The following is a 17,395-nucleotide window of genomic DNA, read 5'->3' on the forward strand; positions in this document are numbered from 1 at the left end:
GCGGCAGGGCGCCGACGCAAGGGGACCTCAACGACCGGACGTCCGCGACGCGGCGTCAACAAGGAGTGAATTACGTGACCAAGCGACGTCTGTTTCTGGCGGCGATCATTGCCCTGGCCGTGGCGGCCTTCTTCCTCAGCGGGGCCGATCAGGCGCTGACCCTGAGCAATCTCAAGGACGAGCAGGCTCGCTTCCAGGCCTGGCTGGCCGACGACCCCGTTACGGTGGTCGGCGGTTTCTTCATTCTCTACGTGGTCATGGCGGCGCTCTCGCTGCCCGGTGCCACCCTGATGACGGTACTGGGCGGGGCGCTGTTCGGGCTGGGCTGGGGTCTGTTGATCATCTCCTTCGCCAGTGCCCTGGGCGCGACCCTGGCCGCGCTGATTGCCCGGACCCTGGCGCGGGGGCCGCTGGAGCGGCGCTTCGCTCCCCAGCTCGAGCGTATCAACGCCGGCATTCGGCGGGAAGGCGCCTTCTACCTCTTCACCCTGCGGCTGATCCCGCTGTTTCCCTTCTTTGTCATCAACCTGGTGCTGGGGCTGACGCGGATGCGGCTGTGGACCTTTTACTGGGTCAGTCAGCTGGGCATGCTGCCGGGGACGGCAGTGTTCGTGAATGCCGGCCGTGAGCTGGGCAACCTGGAGTCGCTCTCCGGCATTCTCTCGCCGGGACTGATCGGCTCCTTCGTGCTGATTGGCCTCTTCCCCTGGCTGGCCAGGGCCGGGGTGGCGCTGGCCAAGCGCCGCCGGTTGGCCAAGCGCTATGACCGTCCCGACGCTTTCGAGCACGACATCGTGGTGATCGGCGGCGGCTCGGCGGGGCTGGTTGCCAGCTATATCGCGGCGGCGGTGAAGGCGAAGGTGGCGCTGGTCGAGCGCGACCGGCTGGGCGGTGACTGTCTCAATACCGGCTGCGTGCCCTCCAAGGCGCTGATTCGGGCGGCACGTCTGGTCAACGAGGTGCGCGGCGCCGGACGATTCGGTATCCAGGCCGGGGAGCCCCGGGTGGACTTCCCCACCGTGATGGCCCATGTACAGGGCGCCATCCGTGAGGTGGAGCCTCACGACAGTCGTGAACGCTATGAAGGGCTGGGCGTGGAGGTAATGGGCGGCTCGGCGGTGCTCGAGGATCCCTGGCGGGTGCGCGTGACCGATGCGAGCGGTGCCTCGCGCCTGGTCACCACCCGTCATGTGATCATTGCCAGTGGGGCCCGGCCGCGGCTGCCGTCACTGCCCGGTATGGAGGCCGTCGAGGTGCTCACCTCGGACAACCTCTGGCAGCTGGAGAGCTTGCCGGGGCGGCTGATCGTGCTGGGTGGCGGCCCCATCGGCTGCGAGCTGGGGCAGAGTTTCGCCCGTCTGGGCAGCCGGGTCAGCCTGGTGGAGATGGGCAGCCAGCTGCTGCCCCGAGAGGATGAAGAGGTGGCCGAGGCGCTGCGCCGCCGCCTGGAAGCCGAGGGGCTTTCGCTGTGGCTGGAGACCCGCGCGCTGCGGGTCGAGGCCGGCGAGGGCGGCGCCGGTGAGCTGGTCGTGGAGGGGCGCAGCCCCGCCGGCGAACCGAGAGAGGAGCGACTCGCTTTCGACCGCCTGCTGGTGGCGGTGGGGCGCCAGGCCAACGTGACCGGCATGGGGCTGGAGGCGCTGGGCGTCGAGACCCGCGATGACGGCACCCTGGCGGTGGACGAGACCCTGCAGAGCGTGCTGCCCAATGTCTGGGCCTGCGGCGACGTGGCGGGTCCCTTCCAGCTGACCCACGCCAGCGCCCACCAGGCCTGGCATGCCACGGTCAACGCCCTGTTCGGCGAGTTGAAGCGGTTCCGGGTCGGCTACCGGGCACTGCCGGCGGTGACCTTTACCGACCCGGAAGTGGCCCGGGTGGGACTCAACGAGCGGGAGGCGCGCGAGCAAGGCATCGACTATGAGGTGACCCGCTATGCGCTGGCCGAGCTGGATCGCGCCATTGCGGAAGGGCAGACCGAAGGCTTCATCAAGGTGCTGACGGTGCCCGGCAAGGACCGCATCCTGGGGGCCGCCATCGTCGGCCACGCTGCCGGCGAGATGCTGGCCGAGTTCACCCTGGCCATGACCCACGGGATCGGTCTCAACAAGCTGCTGGGCACCGTTCACCCCTATCCGACCTGGTCCGAGGCGGTCAAGGCCACGGCCGGGGTGTGGAAAAATGCCCACAAGCCCGAACGGCTGCTGGGCTGGCTGGTGCGCTACTTCGCCTGGCGCCGGCGCGGGCGTCGCCAGCGTGGAGTGCAGCCGCACCGGTCAGCGGCTCGTAGCTGAGCGGAAGGCCAACAGAAAGGGGGCAGCCGATGGCTGCCCCCTGGGTGACTCGTGGACCGGGCCGGCGGCTCAGTGCTCGACGCCGCCCTCGCCGTGCACGTGGCCATGCTCGATCTCTTCCTGGCTGGCTTCGCGCACCTCGGCGATCTCGACGTCGAAGTTGAGCTTCTGACCGGCCAGCGGATGGTTGCCGTCGACGGTAACGGTATCGCCTTCCACCTGGGTCACGGTGACCATCAGCGGGCCGCCCTGGGTCTGGGCCTGGAACTGCATGCCGGGCTCCACGGACTCGACGCCCTGGAAGGCATCACGCGGGACTTCCTGCACCAGCTGCGGCTGCACCTCGCCGTAGCCTTCTTCCGGTGACACGGAGACGTTAAGCTTCTCGCCCGCTTCGTGGCCCTCCAGCTCTTTTTCAAGGCCCGGAATGATGTTGCCGGCGCCGTGCAGGTAGGTCAGCGGCTGGCGGCCTTCCGAGCTGTCCAGCACTTCACCTGCGTCGTTGGTCAGGGTGTAGTGGAACGCGACAACGGAATTCTGCGCAATCTGCATTGATGAACCTTTCGGTGAGTGCATGTAAGAGAGCATGGTAACGTGCCGCCCCGGGGCCTGTCAGGGGGATGCGAGAATTTTCAGGATTCCCGCGGCGGCTCCTGAGGGATATTCACGCCTTTTGGCGCGGTTGCGCCACCGAGGGCCTGCGGCTACCCTAGCGGGATTCGATTTTTCGCAATGCTTCCCTCAACCCTTCCATGGAGAGTCCCATGATCGAGATTGTGCTTTGGCTGATCGCTTTCGCCGCAATCGTTTTCTTCTGCTACACCCGCTGGGAGAGCAGTGTCAGCCGCGGTGTCGACAAGATGTTGCCGGCGGTGATGAAGTCCCACGGCGACAATCGGCTGGTGTGGAGCCTGGCGCTGGGCGTGCTGGGCGCCACTACCCTGGTGCGCCCGGTGGATATCCTGCTGACCGTGATCCTGATTGGCCTCGTGGCGCTGGTCGGCAAGAAGCTCGCCAACTGGGCAATGGATCGGACGAACTTTCACTGAGCCGTCCCAGGCGCTCACCGACTCCCCACATCAAAAGGCCCGCGGCATTCGCCGCGGGCCTTCTGGTTCATGGCTGGCGTGAACGACGGTGCTCAGTAGGGTGCGACGGTAAGGTTGTTGCCGCTGCCGATCATGCGGACGCGCTGGCCGGTCTGGAACTGGCGGTCAGCCTTCTGGACCACCACGATGTTCTGGCCGTCGTCACGGCGAATCTCCATTTCCCAGGCAGCCACGCGGTTGGCGGATTCCTCGATGGCGCTGCCGGCCACGGCACCGCCGATGACACCGGCGGCAGTGGCCAGCTGACGCCCGGAGCCACCGCCTACCTGGCTGCCCAGCAGGCCACCGATCACCGCGCCGCCCCCGGTGCCGATGGCACCGCCCAGGCGGCTGTCGGCCTGGATCTGCACCTGACGAAGGGCGGTGATGGTGCCGAAGGTGACCTGCTGGCCGGTCTGGGCCTGGCTACCACGATAGACATCGCCACCGAAGGGGGCGGTGTTGGCACAGCCGGCCAGGGTCAGCAGGCCAACGGCCAGCACGGGGAGTAGACGCTTCATGAAAACCTCCTGGAGCATGGAGCCGATGCTGCCCAGGGCAGGGTAAGGCAACGGCATTAGATAACGGAACGCTGTTTGTTAATCAGCTTAACCAGTCATGCAGAGTTTGACCAGCCTGCGGCGTTTGGGTGCCTTCAGTGTAGTGGCCAAGCCGACAAACAATGTGCAAGCTGCCCAGACAAAAAAGGGGGAGGCCTGCGCCTCCCCAAGGGTTCCAGTCGTTCTACCGCTAGGCCATGTCAGCCAAACTGGTTCATGGTGTTGTCCTTGCCACCGGCCTTGAGGGCCGCGTCGCCGTGGAAGAACTCCTTGTGGTCGTCGCCGATGTTGGAGCCGGCCATGTCCTGGTGCTTGACGGTGGCGATGCCCTCGCGGATCTCGCGGCGCTGGACGCCTGCCACGTAGGCCAGCATGCCCTCGTCGCCGAAGTAGCCCTTGGCTAGGTTGTCGGTGGACAGCGCGGCAGTGTGGTAGGTCGGCAGCGTGATCAGGTGGTGGAAGATGCCGGCCTCGCGGGCGGCGTCGCGCTGGAAGTTGCGCGTCCACTCGTCGGCCAGGGCCGCCAGCTCGGTGCTGTCATACTTCTCGTTCATCAGGTCGGCACGGTCGTACTCGCTGACATCCTTGCCTTCCTGCTGCCAGGCGTCGAACACCTGCTGGCGGAAGTTCAGGGTCCAGTTGAAGGAGGGCGAGTTGTTGTAGACCAGCTTGGCGTCCGGGCAGACCTCGCGGATGCGGTTGACCATGCCGGCGATCTGGCCGACGTGGGGCTTCTCGGTCTCGATCCACAGCAGATCGGCGCCGTTCTGCAGGCTGGTGATGCAGTCCAGCACCACGCGGTCTTCACCGGTGCCCGGCTTGAACTGGTAGAGGCCGGAGGCCAGGCGCTTGACCTTGACCAGCTTGCCGTTCTGCTTGATCACCACGTCGCCGTTGTCGATGTCGGAAGCCGAGGTGATCTCGTCGCCGTCCAGGAAGCTGTTGTACTGGTCGCCCAAGTCACCCGGCTCGTTGGTGACGGCGATCTTCTGGGTCAGGCCGGCGCCCAGGGAGTCGGTGCGGGCGACGATGACACCATCGTCCACGCCCAGTTCCAGGAAGGCATAGCGCACGGCGTTGATCTTGGCCAGGAAATCCTCGTGGGGCACGGTGACCTTGCCGTCCTGGTGGCCGCACTGCTTCTCGTCGGAGACCTGGTTCTCGATCTGGATGCAGCAGGCGCCCGCCTCGATCATCTTCTTGGCCAGCAGGTAGGTGGCCTCGGCGTTGCCGAACCCGGCGTCGATGTCGGCGATGATCGGCACCACATGGGTCTCATGATTATCGATCTTGGCGATCAGCTCTTCCGCCTTGGCAGTGTCACCCGCCTTCTGAGCCGCTTCCAGGTCGCGGAACAGGTGGTTCAGCTCCCAGGCGTCGGCCTGGCGCAGGAAGGTGTAGAGCTCCTCGATCAGGCTCGGCACGGTGGTTTTCTCGTGCATGGACTGGTCGGGCAGCGGGCCGAATTCGCTGCGCAGGGCGGCGACCATCCAGCCGGAGAGGTAGAGGTAGCGGCGCTTGGTCTCGCCGAAGTGCTTCTTGATGGAGATCATCTTCTGCTGGCCGATGAAGCCGTGCCAGCAGCCCAGCGACTGGGTGTACTGGGCGGTGTCGGCGTCATAGGCGGCCATGTCGTCGCGCATGATCTTGGCGGTGTACTTGGCGATGTCCAGGCCGGTCTTGAAGCGGTTCTGGGCACGCAGACGGGCGGCGTTCTCGGGGCTGATGTCGGCCCATTTGCCCTGCTGGGCTTCACGCAGTTGAGCCAGTGCCTTGATATCGTCTTTGTATGACATGGAACCATCCTTCCGATCTGAGGTGTAGTCGTCAGCCTTGGGCCGCCGCGCTGCGGCGCACTGCTGGCCTGCCGGTCGCCTGCGGCATCGACGGGCGTGTCGCCGGTCATGCTGCGCCTGCGAAGTGATGCCAGGTTCTACCAGGACGGTGCATAAGTCTTTACGGCCTTGGTCGAACCAGTATCGAGATCAAAACGCTTGCGGAAGATTGCCGAGAATCGATTACCGAACAATCGTTTTAACCTCGTCTTGTTGTCACTATGGCCCATGGCTATGGGGTTCCACAATTGACACTTGGGGGGAGAGAGGGTTGTAGCTCGACTACAGGGCGGTGGGGAGGCAGGATGATCCTGTAGTCGATTTCCGTGTGAGACGAGAGTGCGCGCGGCTCAAGACGTTAGCTGAAGGCGCATATTGCGGTGCAAAATCCCGGCGTCCATGAAGCACTCGCCATAGGATTCGAAACCGAGGTTTTCGTAGAAGGCCAGGGCGTGGATCTGGGCGGCGAGCTCGACGGCGTCGTGACCTTGGCGTCGCGCCGCCTCGATGGCGGCGCGCATCAGCGCCACCCCGATGCCCAGGCCACGGGCTTCGGGAAGAACCGCTACCCGGCCGATATGGGCATCCGGAAGCAGTCGGGCGGTGCCCACCGGCCGGCCCTCCAGCAGGGCCAGGAAGTGGTGGCATTCGCCGTCGCGGCCGTCCCACTCCTCCTCCTTCGGCACCCGCTGCTCCTCGATGAAGACGAGTCGACGGATCTCCGTGGCCTCGCTGCCGAGCGCCTCCCAGCTCCCCTCGCGGATCTCCAGCGATGTCTCTTTCATGCTCTCGCCCTCTGCTTGATCATGGCCGCCCCTCGCCCCTCGCCCCTCGCCCCTCGCCCCTCGCCCCTCGCCCCTACTCTTCTCCCTCGTCCCAGGCCAGGCTGCCGGCGTCGAGCAGGGCGGCCAGCAGCTCGGAGGCGCCGGGCAGGGCCAATGCCTCGGTATCCAGCGGTGCATCGGAGGCGATCAGGCGCGCCAGCGGCAGGGGGCAGTCGAGGCCATCGCCATCGGCGAACAGGGTGGCGCGCTCGTCGTCCAGGGTACGCCAGGCGAAGCGTGAGCCGGCGGTTCTGACCAGCTCGGCGCCGTCCTGTAGTTCAGCGACAAGCTCGTCGGGGGCGGTGGGGGTCTCGCTCGGTACCAGCTGGTCCACGTACTTGGGCTGGGTCATCACCCGGCCGAACCACTGGGCCAGCTGGGCCGGGTCGTCCAGCGTCTCGAGGATCAGCGCTCGCATGCGTGCCAGGGCCGCGTCATCGAGTTCGGCGGGGTCGTGGGGTGGTGCTATGCCGGCATCGGCGTAGCGCAGCGAGGCGGGCAGCTGTTCGCCGAGGTAGTCGGCGAAGGAGGTGATCGCCTCGTCGGCGGAGGGGGCGCGAAAGCCCACCGAGAGGGTCAGGCAGTCGTCGGACTGGCTGACGCCGTGGTGGGCCCAGCCGGGCGGCAGGTAGAGCATGTCGCCGGGTTCGAGCACCCAGTCGTCGCCGGGGGTCACCTCGAAGCGCTCGAGGATGCGCAGGTCGATGCCGGCGATGATGGGGGCGTCGTCGGCCACCTTGCCGCCCAGCTGCCAGCGGCGTTGGCCCATGCCCTGGAGCAGGAAGACGTCGTACTGGTCGACGTGGGGGCCGACGCTGCCCCCCGGCGGGGCGTAGCTGATCATGATGTCGTCGAGCCGCCAGCGCGGCAGGAAGGCGAAATGCTCGAGCAGCTCGGCCACCTCGGGGACATAGTGGTCCACGGCCTGCACCAGCAGGGTCCAGTCACGCTCGGGCAGCTCGGCGAAGGTGCGCTCGTCGAAGGGGCCGTGGCTGACCTGCCAGAGGCCGTCCTTGCCGTGCTCCTCGACGATACGCGCCTCGACGCCCTCCTCGCAGGCGAGTCCCGCCAGCTCGTCGGGGTCCAGCGGGTTCTCGAAGTCGGGAAAGGCGCCTCGGATCAGCAGCGGCCGGCGCTGCCAGTAGTCGCGCAGAAACTCGGCGGCACTCAGGCCTCCGAGTAACGATAGGGGGGTATCGGGAGACATGGGTACCACCTCGTGTCGAACGGTTGAGGCTTGGGGGCGTGTAAGGGCTTCGAGACGCGGCTTGTCATCGTGGCTTCGAGTCGCGGCTGTTCAGGCGACAGGCCTGTGCGAGGGCGCTGTAAATACTTCCCTGTATGCTAACGATTCCCTGCTTCGCTCTCGCATCCTGCTTCGCATGCAGGGCCGGTGCTGGCCATCCATGGCCAGCCCGTTCGGAGCAGTGCTCCTCACTCCTGGAATCGGACCCTCTTCAGGCCTGTCCCCGGCGCCGCTCACCTTGATGGTGGCCGTCCTTCCAGCTTGCTGCTTAAAGCTTTTTCGCCTGCTCGACGGCGTTGCCGATATAGCTGGCGGGGCTCAGCGCCTTGAGCTCGGTCTTGACCGTTTCCGGCAGCTCGAGGGTATCGATGAAGGCGGCGAAGCCGGCCTGGTCGATGCGCTTGCCGCGAGTCAGCTCCTTGAGCTTCTCGTAGGGCTTCTCGATGCCGTAGCGGCGCATCACCGTCTGGATCGGCTCGGCGAGCACCTCCCAGCTGGCGTCCAGATCCTCGGCCAGGCGCGCCGGGTTGGCTTCGAGCTTGCCGATGCCCTTGAGTGACGCCTCATAGGCGATCAGGCCGTAGGCCAGGCCCACGCCCAGGTTGCGCAGCACCGTGGAGTCGGTGAGGTCGCGCTGCCAGCGCGATATCGGCAGCTTCTGGGCCAGGTGGCCGAGGATGGCGTTGGAGAGCCCCAGGTTGCCCTCGGAGTTCTCGAAGTCGATGGGGTTGACCTTGTGGGGCATGGTGGAGGAGCCGATCTCGCCCTCGACGGTCTTCTGCTTGAAGTAGCCCAGCGAGATGTAGCCCCAGACGTCCCGGTCGAAGTCGATCAGGATGGTGTTGAAGCGACACACGGCGTCGAACAGCTCAGCGATATAGTCGTGGGGCTCGATCTGGGTGGTGTAGGGGTTGAAGGTGAGCCCCAGGCCCTCGACGAAGGTGCGGGCGTTGGCCTCCCAGTCCACCTCCGGGTAGGTGGCGAGATGCGCATTGTAGTTGCCCACGGCACCGTTGATCTTGCCGAGGATCTCCACCCCTTCGATCAGCTTGAGCTGACGACGCAGACGATAGGCGACGTTGGCCATCTCCTTGCCGAGCGTGGTGGGGCTCGCCGTCTGGCCGTGGGTGCGCGAGAGCATCGGTAGCTCGGCGTGCTCCCGGGCCAGCTCGGCGATGGCGTCCGCTACCCGGTGCATCACCGGCAGCAGACTCTTCAGGCCGTCGCTGAGCATTACCCCGTGAGAGAGGTTGTTGATGTCCTCGCTGGTGCAGGCGAAGTGCACGAACTCGGTGATAGCGTGCAGCTCCGGCTGGGCCTCGATCTTCTCCTTGAGGAAGTACTCCACCGCCTTGACGTCGTGGTTGGTGGTGCGCTCGATGGTCTTGATGCGCTCGGCGTCTTCCAGCGAGAAGTCGCGGATCAGCGCCTCGAGAAAGGCGGTGGCCTCGGCGGAGAGCGGCGGCACCTCGGTGACGCCGGCCAGCCCGGCGAGTCGCTGCAGCCAGCGGATCTCGACGATGACCCGGGCGCGGATCAGGCCGAATTCGCTGAAGTGCTCGCGCAGCGACTCGGCCTTGGCGGCGTAGCGGCCGTCGACGGGGGAGAGGGCGGTCAGGGCGGTGAGGGGCAGGGGAGCGGCTTGCATGTGGAGTGTCCGGTTCTGTGTCTGAAAAGTGGGCAGTGGCAAGGGTCAGCCGATCTGATCCAGGGCCTTCTTCAAGGCGCCGCGCTGGAACACCAGTTTCCAGCGCCGGCCGCCCTGCTGGTGCCAGAGCAGCGCGAAGCGGATGCCGGCGAGCAGGATGGCGCGCACCCGTTCGGGCATCATGCGGCTCTGCAGCAGCGAGGGGTCCCCCTGCACCACGATACGGGTCTTGAAGGTGGAGAGGGTCTCCTGATAGGCCTCGCCGAGGCTGGCGATGACGTTCTCGTGGGTGGCGTCGAAGTGCTCGGCCTGGCCCTGGATGCGCGTCAGGCGCTGCCCCAGGCCGGCCATCATCTCGTCGTTGCCGCGCAGCTTGTTCATCAGCAGCAGCAGCGAGAAGCCGTAGCGCAGCACCACCGGGTTGGCCTGCTTACGACCCACCACCGCCTCCAGCACCTCGAGGCCGCGGCGCAGGTTGTTGGGGTGGCCGCCGTAGATCGCCTCGAAGCTCTCCGGATTGGTGTCCAGGGTGGCGTGGATCAGGGTCTCCCAGGCGCGCGAATCGACCTGGCCGGTGCGAGCCAGTTCATCGACCAGGCTGGCGGCCTGGAAGACCCCGGCCAGCGCCAGGGCCTGGCGGGCGGTCGGAGAGTCCGGCACGCGGTGGATCGGGGTTGCGGTCATGCGGCGCGCTCCTTGGCGTTCCAGGTGTCACGAATCACGCCGCCGCCGAGGCAGATGTCGCCGTCGTAGAGCACCAGCGACTGGCCGGGGGTGACGGCCCGCTGAGGGGCATCGAACACCACCTCCACGCCGCCATCCTCCCGCGTGCGAAGCGTGCAGGGCACGTCGGACTGGCGATAGCGGGTCTTGGCGGTGAGTCGGGCCCGGGCCGCCGGGGGCTTGCCGGCCACCCAGTCCATGGCCTCGGTGGCCAGGCTGTCGGTATAGAGCAGGGGATGATGCTTGCCCTGCACAGCGACCAGCACGTTGCGCTCGAGGTCCTTGGCGGCCACGTACCAGGGCGCTTCGGGATGGTGGGGCAGGCCGCCGATGCCGAGCCCCTGACGCTGCCCCAAGGTGTAGTACATCAGCCCCATGTGCTCGCCGATGACCTCGCCGTCGGGCGTCTCGATGGTGCCGGGCTGGGCGGGCAGGTACTGCTGAAGAAAATCGCGGAAGCGCCGCTCGCCGATGAAACAGATGCCGGTGGAGTCCTTCTTGCGGGCGGTGGCAAGGCCGTGACGCTCGGCCAGCGCCCGCACCTCCGGTTTCTCCAGTTCGCCCACCGGGAACAGCGTGCGGGCGATGGCGGCCTCGGGCACGGCGTGCAGGAAGTAGCTCTGGTCCTTGTTGGCGTCGAGCCCCTTGAGCAGGCGCGGCCGGGTCTCGCCGTCCAGCTCACCGAGCCTCTCGCCCTGACGCACATAGTGCCCGGTGGCGATCCTCTCGGCGCCGAGCATCTCGGCGTACTCCAGGAACACCTTGAACTTGATTTCCCGGTTGCAGAGGATGTCCGGATTGGGCGTGCGCCCGGCCTTGTACTCGGCCAGGAAGTGCTCGAAGACGTTGTCCCAGTACTCGGCAGCGAAGTTGGCGGTATGCAGCTTGATGCCGAGCTTCTCGCACACGGCCTCGGCATCGGCCAGGTCGGCCTTGGCGGTGCAGTACTCGGTGCCGTCGTCCTCGTCCCAGTTCTTCATGAACAGGCCTTCGACCCGGTAGCCCTGCTCCAGCAGCAGCAGGGCGGAGACGGAGGAGTCGACGCCGCCGGACATGCCGACGATCACCTTGCCTGGGGTGGCGGTCATGGGCGCTCTCGGGATCGGTGGATCACAAATGGCCGGGGATTATACCCCAGGTCGAGGTGTTGCTTCATCCTGTGGGGGCGTGTCGGCTGCGCGCAGGGTAATTGACCGGCCGGCCAGTTAGCATTACGCTTGCCGCATGACTCAGAAAATTCAGACCCGCGACCCCGAGCTGACCCGCGCCCGTATTCTCGACGCGGCCGAGGCGCTGTTCGTCGAGCAGGGCTTCTCCGCCGTCAAGCTCAGCGAGCTGGCACGCTCAGCGGGCGTCACCAAGAGCCTGATCCACCACCATTTCGGCAGCAAGGAGCAGCTGTGGGGAGTGGTCAAGGACCGTGCCTTTGAGCGCTATTTCGCGGCCCAGATGGCCTTGTTCGAAGAGGCCGGAGAGCCGGATGCGCTGCTGTTGCGCCGCTCCGTGGAGGCCTATTTCCACTTCCTGCGGGACAACCCCGGCGTGGTACGGCTGTTCGCCTGGACCCACCTGGAGGGGGACAGTCACTGCAGCGAGCTCGATCATCAGCTCGTTGGGGCGGGCGCCGAGTGGATTCGCCAGACCCAGAAGCGCGGCCTGCTGCGTTCCGACCTAAATCCCACTCATATCATCGCCGTCTTCGTGATGAGCTGCACCCAGTGGTTCGAGGCCAAGTGTCATCACCAGCACTGGCCGGGCATGGGCGACGACGAGGCGTTCCTGAAGGATTTCCTGACGATCTTCATGGAAGGCGTAACGCCGCGAGAGTGAGCGTTTTTTTGCACGAATAACTGACCGGCCGGCCAGTCCATGGTGGCCCGCTTCATGGGAGGTAAGCACGATGGGGAGGATGGCGAGGGTGAGCCTGGCGGTGGTGTTGATGCTTGGCACGGTACTGCTGCAGGGGTGCGGTGAGTCCCCAGCGCCGCTCGAGGCAATCCAGCCGCCGCTGCCCAGCGTGCAAAGCGAAGCGGTGCGCCTGTCGCCGGACGAGGAGAGCTATCGCTTTCCCGGCACGGTGCGGGCCAGCGAGCGGGCCGCCTCGGCCTTTCTGCATGGCGGCGTGCTGCGCGAGCGACACGTGGTGCGCGGTCAGCGGGTCGAGCAGGGGGAGGTGCTGGCCACCCTGCACAACCCGGCGATGGCGCCGGCGCTTGTCGCGGCCGAGGCGCGGGTGCGTGAGCTGGACGCCCGCCTGGCCCAGCTCGGGCGCGACGTGTCGCGTGCCCGCACCCTGCGCGAACGCAACCTCAGTGCCGAAGAGGAGCTGGATCGCCTGCGCTCCGAGTACGAGGCGACCGAGCAGGCCCGCGCACAGGCTCTGGCCCAGCGCGACGAGGCGCAGGCCCAGCTCGAAGAGCTGACCCTGCGAGCGCCCTTTGCCGCCGAGGTGGCCGAGCTGCGCGCCGAGCCCGGGGGCTACCTCGCCCCCGGGCAGCCGGTCGTCAGCCTGGTCGGCCTCGACCAGCGCGAAGTGGCGATGCATTTGCCGGCGAGGCACGCCGCACGACTCGAGACGGGACAGGAAGCGACCCTGACGAACTCGATGACGGCTCGGCGCTTCACAGGGCGAGTCGCCGATATTGGCCGGGCGGATGAGGGCATGGTGCCTGTGATCGTTGTCATCGCCTCGGAGCCCGCGCCGGCGCTGGGCGAGCCGGTCCTGGTGCGGCTGCCGCTTGCGGCGTCGCCGATGCTCCAGGTGCCCCTGTCGGCGGTCATCGACCCCGCCGGCAGCGCGCCCTATGTGCTGGCGCTTGACGATGACGACAGGGTGCGGCGTACCCCCGTCACCCCGGGGCGCCTGGCCGGCGGCTGGGTATCGGTGAACGGCGAGGGGCTGGCGCCGGGCGACCGGGTGGTGACCGCGGGGCAGGGGCGCCTTGAAGAAGGCATGCGGGTGAGGGTGCTGCCATGAGCTGGCTGCTCGCGTCGCTGCGCTACAAGCGCCTGATCCTGACCGTCACGATCTTGCTGGCCCTCCTGGGCCTGGCGGCCTGGGTGGCGATGGATCGCCAGGAGGACCCGTTCTTTCCCTATCGCTTCGGCCAGGTGCTGGTGCCCTATCCCGGTGCGGAGCCGGAGCAGGTCGAGCGGCTGGTTCTCAACCCCCTGGAAGAGGCGCTGGCCCAGGTCGAGGAGGTCGACGATATCATCGGTACCGCGCGTCTCGGCGTGGCCCACGTCACCATCGAGATGCACGATCACGTCTACGACACCGATGCCGCCTGGGAGCAGGTGCGTATTGCCGTGAACCGGGCCGCTCGCCAGTTCCCCGAGGGCGTGGGCGAGGCGGAGATCAGCGACCGCGATGCCGATACCCACGGCATCGTGCTGGCGGTGACCGGCTCGGACGATCTGCTCGAGCTGCGCGAGGCGGCCAAGCGCCTGCGCCGCGATCTGTTCCGGCTCAAGGAGGTGTCCCGTATCGACCTGCTCGCCGACCCTGGCCAGCAGGTGGTGGTGGGTTGGGACGATACGCTGGCCGAGATGACCGGGCTGGATGCCCGGGCGCTCGGCGATCAGCTCGCCGTTCGCAATCTGACCTCGCCCGGGGGCACCCTGGCGGTGGCGGGACGCTCCCTGGTGCTCGACCCGCTCACCGAGTTCGGGTCCCTGGAGGAGCTCGCCGCCACGCCGATCCGCACCCGGCAGGGTGAGCGGGTGCCCCTCGGCGAACTCACCGGCGTCAGCCTGGCGCCGCAGGAACCCGCCAGCGCTCGCATGTGGCACGACGGCCGCCCGGCGGTGGCGCTGGGGGTGGTGCTCGCCAACGACCGTGGCAACGCCGTCCGGATCGGCAAACGGCTGCGCGCCCTGGTGGATGAGCTGCGTCCCGCCTATGCGCCGCTCGCCATCGAGGAGACCTTCTACCAGCCTCGCTGGGTGGAGCGACGCCTGGCGGAGCTGGGCGTCTCGCTGCTGCTGGGGGTCGCCATTCTCGGGGTGCTGCTGTTCCTGGTCATGGGGCTGCGGCTGGGGCTGGCGGTGATGGTGATCGTGCCGCTGGTGACCCTATCCTCCCTGGCGCTGTACGCCATGGGCGGCGGCGTGCTGCACCAGATCGCCGTAGCCGGCATGGTGGTCGCGCTGGGCATGCTGGTGGACAACGCCATTGTCATGGTGGAGAACATCCAGTACCACCGCGATCAGGGGCATTCGGCCATCCAGGCCGTGACCCGCTCGGTGCGGGAACTGGCCGCGCCCTTGCTGGCGGCCACCGGCACCACCCTGGCCGCCTTCGTGCCGCTGCTGCTTTCCCGTGGCGACACCGGCGACTTCACCCGTGCCATTCCCATCATGGTGATGCTGACCCTGGCGGTGAGCTACGTCTATGCCGTCTTCGTCACGCCGGTGTTCGCCGCCGGTATCCTCAAGCCCCGGCTGGCAGTGCGCCACGAGCGGCTACAGGCCATCGGCCAGCGTGTCGGCCGGGTCGCCGTGCGCTGGCCGCTGGCGGTGCTGGCGGGCACGGGGGCTCTGCTGGTGGCCGCCATCGCCATGCTGCCGCTGCTCGACCACGACTTCTTTCCCGACACCGATCGCAATCAGCTGGTCGTCGACCTCAACTTTCCCGAGGGCACTCACCTGGACGACACCGCCCATCGAGCCGAGGTGCTGGCCGCCGAGCTGGCCTCCCGGCCGGCGGTGCAGGCGGTGCATCGCTTCGCCGGCTTCAGCGGGCCGCGCTTCTACTACAACCTGGTCGAGCAGCCGCATCAGTCGCACCTGGCGCGTCTGGTGGTGGAGGCCGACGGTGCCGACGACCTGACCGAGCTGATGGACTGGGTAAGGGCCGTGGCGCCTGAGTGGCTGCCCGAGGCCGAGGTGGTGGCGCGCCGGCTGGGGCAGGGGCCGCCGCTGGAGGCGCCGGTGGAGATCCGAGTCTTCGGTGAGGACCGCGCCGCCCTGGCCGACGTCGCCAGCGAGATTCTCGGCGTGGTGCGGGAGGCCAAGGGCGCCCGGGATGCGCGGCATCGCCTGGGGGAGGGGCTGGCCACCCTGCGGGTGGAGACCGACGATGCCCGCGCCGCCGAGTACGGCCTCTCGCGGCATGACGTGGCCGAGGCCCTGGCGGCTGCCAGTCGCGGCATCGAGGTCAGCGCCTGGCGGGCCGAGCGCGACCCGGCCCCGCTGCTGGTGCGGGCGCCGGAGGGCGAGCGTTTCTCCCTCGAGGGGCTCGAAGGGCTGCGCCTGGCCTCGGCCGAAGGGCGTTCGCTGCCGCTCGGTGAGATCGCTACCCTGACGCCCACCTGGCGACCGGCGGTGATCCAGCATCGTGACCTTCAGCGCATGACCGTGGTGCTGGCCGAGGTGGCCGATGGCTGGACCTACGACGGCGTGCTGGGCGAGATCCTGCCCCACCTGGAAGCGCTCGAGCTGCCGTCCGGAACCCGCTACAGCGTCGGTGGGGCGGCGGAATCCGCCGGCGATGCCAATACCGCGCTGTTCCAGACGCTGCCCATCGGCGGCCTGCTGCTGGTGGTCTTCCTGCTCGCCCAGTTCAACTCCTTCCGCCAGCTGTTCATCGTGCTGACCACGCTGCCGCTGGCGATCATCGGCGTGGTACCGGGGCTGTGGCTGACCGGTCAACCGTTCGGCTTCACCGCCATTCTGGGCGTGGTGGCACTGGTCGGCATCGTGGTCAACAACGCCATCGTGCTGATCGACCTGATGAACGCCAATCGACGCCAGGGCGAGTCGGTGAGCGAGGCCGTGGTCTCGGCGGTGGCCCGACGCACCCGGCCGGTGCTGCTCACCACCGCCACCACCGTGGCCGGCCTGGTGCCGCTGACCCTGACCCAGTCGACCCTGTGGCCGCCCATGGCCTGGGCGATCATCTCGGGCCTGCTCGCCTCGACGCTGTTGACCCTCCTGGTGATCCCGGCGCTCTATCGGCTGCTGATGGCGCGTCAGGTCTCGTGAATGACCTCCATGGGGAAGAACCGGCCGGCCTGGGCGTCGCGAATGCGGCGTAGCACCAGGGGGCTTCGCAGCCGGCCGGCCTGCGCCAGCGCTTCCAGCTCCTCCAGGGTGAGCCAGTGCGCGGCGCGGATCGCCGGGTCGAGGGGGGTGCCCAGATGGGCCAGGGCCATGCCGTAGAAGCCGTGACTGTGAAAGGTGAGCCCCCCCGGGGTCGTGTAGATGTAGAGGCCCAGGTAATGGGAGAGGCCGACCCGCCAGGCGGTCTCCTCGGCCACCTCGCGCAGGGCGGCGTCCTGGATGCGCTCGCCGGGTTCCAGATGGCCGGCGGGCTGGTTGAACCGCGTCTCGGCCCCGCCGCAGTCTTCTTCCACGATCAGGAAGGCGCCGGCGCGCTCGACCACGCTGGCGACGGTGACCCGGGGCGTCCAGCGGCTCATCGCTTGCCACCTCGTCCGGCCGGTTGCCGGCGCGCTGCCCGGGGGTGACCGGGCTTGGTGCGGGGCGAAGGGGCGTGCAGGGTCTCCCGCCGCCACTGGCCGGGGGCCAGGCCATCGAGCCGCCAGGGGCCGATGGCAACGCGCACCAGGCGCAGAGTGGGATGGTCGACGTGGGCGGTCATCCGCCTGACCTGGCGATTGCGTCCCTCGCGCAGGGTCAGCTCCAGCCAGGTGGTCACCGGATGGCGCTTGGGATTCAGGGGTGGGTCGCGCTCTGCCAAGCCGCTCTCGCTCAAGCGACGCACCTTGGCGGGGCGGGTGAGGCCGTCCTTGAGCGCTACGCCCTGGCGCAGCGCCTGCAGGGCGGCGTCGCTGGGCGTGCCCTCCACTTGCACCCGGTAGGTCTTGGGCTGCTTGTGGCGCGGATCGCTGATGCGGTGTATCAAGTCGCCGTCATCGGTCAGCAGCAGCAGCCCCTCGGAGTCGTAGTCGAGACGGCCGGCGGCATAGATCCCGGGCACATCGATGATCTCGGACAGGGTGGCGCGCCCCTGATCATCGGTGAACTGGGAGAGCATGCGGTAAGGCTTGTGCAAGAGATAGAGGGTGCTCATGGCGCAAGCTTACCGACAAGCGGGGCGGGATGGGAGGGGGCGGCGTGTCAGCCTTATTGATCATACGCCGAGACAGGGTGGCTGGTATAATGCGCTCGCTCGCCGGAAGCGGCCTCGTCGTTACGGGGCCTGTCGTGACTTCGC

General features: G+C 67.7%; 15 protein-coding genes. 5 read left to right on the plus strand and 10 right to left on the minus strand.

Going from position 1 to position 17,395, the window contains the following annotated elements; translation table 11 throughout:
• Positions 1–74: 74 nt before the first annotated feature.
• Positions 75–2,291 carry an FAD-dependent oxidoreductase gene (locus ACZIYR_RS05675; RefSeq protein WP_483528516.1) on the plus strand — a complete coding sequence of 739 codons (2,217 nt, stop codon included), beginning with the start codon at positions 75–77 and terminating at the stop codon, positions 2,289–2,291.
• A 69-nt stretch (positions 2,292–2,360) separates the two neighbouring features.
• Here ACZIYR_RS05675 and ACZIYR_RS05680 read toward each other — a convergent pair whose 3' ends face one another.
• Positions 2,361–2,843, minus strand: a complete 483-nt coding sequence (locus ACZIYR_RS05680; protein ID WP_473032799.1) for an FKBP-type peptidyl-prolyl cis-trans isomerase — start codon at positions 2,841–2,843, stop codon at positions 2,361–2,363.
• A 212-nt stretch (positions 2,844–3,055) separates the two neighbouring features.
• On the opposite strand from ACZIYR_RS05680, the gene ACZIYR_RS05685 reads away from it, so the two are divergent.
• Positions 3,056–3,340 (plus strand): hypothetical protein, encoded by a 285-nt coding sequence (locus ACZIYR_RS05685; RefSeq protein ID WP_473032800.1) that lies wholly within the window; start codon positions 3,056–3,058, stop codon positions 3,338–3,340.
• Positions 3,341–3,432: 92 nt separating this feature from the next.
• Here ACZIYR_RS05685 and ACZIYR_RS05690 read toward each other — a convergent pair whose 3' ends face one another.
• The 7 genes from ACZIYR_RS05690 to mnmA form a co-directional block, all read right to left on the minus strand.
• Positions 3,433–3,900: an outer membrane lipoprotein gene (locus ACZIYR_RS05690; RefSeq protein ID WP_473032801.1), complete on the minus strand. Its 468-nt coding sequence runs from the start codon at positions 3,898–3,900 to the stop codon at positions 3,433–3,435.
• 239 nt (positions 3,901–4,139) lie between these two features.
• Positions 4,140–5,735, minus strand: a complete 1,596-nt coding sequence (locus ACZIYR_RS05695; protein WP_483528517.1) for an isocitrate lyase — start codon at positions 5,733–5,735, stop codon at positions 4,140–4,142.
• Between the two features lie 389 nt (positions 5,736–6,124).
• Positions 6,125–6,559 (minus strand): GNAT family N-acetyltransferase, encoded by a 435-nt coding sequence (locus ACZIYR_RS05700; RefSeq protein ID WP_483528518.1) that lies wholly within the window; start codon positions 6,557–6,559, stop codon positions 6,125–6,127.
• 73 nt (positions 6,560–6,632) lie between these two features.
• Positions 6,633–7,805 (minus strand): JmjC domain-containing protein, encoded by a 1,173-nt coding sequence (locus ACZIYR_RS05705; RefSeq protein WP_483528519.1) that lies wholly within the window; start codon positions 7,803–7,805, stop codon positions 6,633–6,635.
• A 307-nt stretch (positions 7,806–8,112) separates the two neighbouring features.
• Entirely contained in the window at positions 8,113–9,477 is a 1,365-nt protein-coding gene (purB, locus tag ACZIYR_RS05710; protein WP_483529050.1) for an adenylosuccinate lyase, read from the minus strand.
• 60 nt (positions 9,478–9,537) lie between these two features.
• The gene (gene hflD / locus ACZIYR_RS05715; RefSeq protein ID WP_483528520.1) at positions 9,538–10,176 is read right to left on the minus strand and encodes a high frequency lysogenization protein HflD; all 639 of its coding nucleotides are present in this window, start codon (positions 10,174–10,176) and stop codon (positions 9,538–9,540) included.
• Positions 10,173–11,303, minus strand: a complete 1,131-nt coding sequence (gene mnmA / locus ACZIYR_RS05720) for a tRNA 2-thiouridine(34) synthase MnmA (RefSeq protein ID WP_483528521.1) — start codon at positions 11,301–11,303, stop codon at positions 10,173–10,175. Before mnmA ends, hflD begins: the two co-directional genes overlap by 4 nt.
• Positions 11,304–11,439: 136 nt before the next feature.
• On the opposite strand from mnmA, the gene ACZIYR_RS05725 reads away from it, so the two are divergent.
• The 3 genes from ACZIYR_RS05725 to ACZIYR_RS05735 all read left to right on the plus strand — a co-directional run bounded on the left by ACZIYR_RS05725 (position 11,440) and on the right by ACZIYR_RS05735 (position 16,200).
• Positions 11,440–12,045 (plus strand): TetR/AcrR family transcriptional regulator, encoded by a 606-nt coding sequence (locus ACZIYR_RS05725; protein WP_483528522.1) that lies wholly within the window; start codon positions 11,440–11,442, stop codon positions 12,043–12,045.
• A gap of 79 nt (positions 12,046–12,124) precedes the next feature.
• Positions 12,125–13,192 (plus strand): efflux RND transporter periplasmic adaptor subunit, encoded by a 1,068-nt coding sequence (locus tag ACZIYR_RS05730; RefSeq protein ID WP_483528523.1) that lies wholly within the window; start codon positions 12,125–12,127, stop codon positions 13,190–13,192.
• A complete protein-coding gene (locus ACZIYR_RS05735; RefSeq protein WP_483528524.1) occupies positions 13,189–16,200 on the plus strand; it encodes an efflux RND transporter permease subunit in 3,012 nt (1,003 codons plus the stop codon). The genes ACZIYR_RS05730 and ACZIYR_RS05735 overlap by 4 nt, the downstream gene beginning before the upstream one ends.
• Here the strand turns inward: ACZIYR_RS05735 and ACZIYR_RS05740 are convergent.
• Complete coding sequence (locus tag ACZIYR_RS05740) at positions 16,188–16,637, minus strand: NUDIX domain-containing protein (protein ID WP_483528525.1); 450 nt, start codon at positions 16,635–16,637, stop codon at positions 16,188–16,190. The genes ACZIYR_RS05735 and ACZIYR_RS05740 overlap by 13 nt on opposite strands.
• Positions 16,634–17,251, minus strand: a complete 618-nt coding sequence (locus ACZIYR_RS05745; RefSeq protein WP_473032812.1) for a pseudouridine synthase — start codon at positions 17,249–17,251, stop codon at positions 16,634–16,636. The genes ACZIYR_RS05740 and ACZIYR_RS05745 overlap by 4 nt, the downstream gene beginning before the upstream one ends.
• Between the last annotated feature and the right edge of the window lie 144 nt (positions 17,252–17,395).

Source organism: Billgrantia sp. NRB1 (assembly GCF_056921725.1).

Excerpts from the sequence above, each read along its gene's own strand:
- ACZIYR_RS05700 (WP_483528518.1), bottom strand. The coding sequence starts at position 6,559 with ATGAAAGAGACATCGCTGGAGATCCGCGAGGGGAGCTGGGAGGCGCTC.
- ACZIYR_RS05735 (WP_483528524.1), top strand. The coding sequence starts at position 13,189 with ATGAGCTGGCTGCTCGCGTCGCTGCGCTACAAGCGCCTGATCCTGACC.
- ACZIYR_RS05740 (WP_483528525.1), bottom strand. The coding sequence starts at position 16,637 with ATGAGCCGCTGGACGCCCCGGGTCACCGTCGCCAGCGTGGTCGAGCGC.
- ACZIYR_RS05690 (WP_473032801.1), bottom strand. The coding sequence starts at position 3,900 with ATGAAGCGTCTACTCCCCGTGCTGGCCGTTGGCCTGCTGACCCTGGCC.
- ACZIYR_RS05705 (WP_483528519.1), bottom strand. The coding sequence starts at position 7,805 with ATGTCTCCCGATACCCCCCTATCGTTACTCGGAGGCCTGAGTGCCGCC.
- hflD (WP_483528520.1), bottom strand. The coding sequence starts at position 10,176 with ATGACCGCAACCCCGATCCACCGCGTGCCGGACTCTCCGACCGCCCGC.
- ACZIYR_RS05725 (WP_483528522.1), top strand. The coding sequence starts at position 11,440 with ATGACTCAGAAAATTCAGACCCGCGACCCCGAGCTGACCCGCGCCCGT.
- ACZIYR_RS05685 (WP_473032800.1), top strand. The coding sequence starts at position 3,056 with ATGATCGAGATTGTGCTTTGGCTGATCGCTTTCGCCGCAATCGTTTTC.
- ACZIYR_RS05730 (WP_483528523.1), top strand. The coding sequence starts at position 12,125 with ATGGCGAGGGTGAGCCTGGCGGTGGTGTTGATGCTTGGCACGGTACTG.
- ACZIYR_RS05695 (WP_483528517.1), bottom strand. The coding sequence starts at position 5,735 with ATGTCATACAAAGACGATATCAAGGCACTGGCTCAACTGCGTGAAGCC.
- mnmA (WP_483528521.1), bottom strand. The coding sequence starts at position 11,303 with ATGACCGCCACCCCAGGCAAGGTGATCGTCGGCATGTCCGGCGGCGTC.
- ACZIYR_RS05745 (WP_473032812.1), bottom strand. The coding sequence starts at position 17,251 with ATGAGCACCCTCTATCTCTTGCACAAGCCTTACCGCATGCTCTCCCAG.
- ACZIYR_RS05680 (WP_473032799.1), bottom strand. The coding sequence starts at position 2,843 with ATGCAGATTGCGCAGAATTCCGTTGTCGCGTTCCACTACACCCTGACC.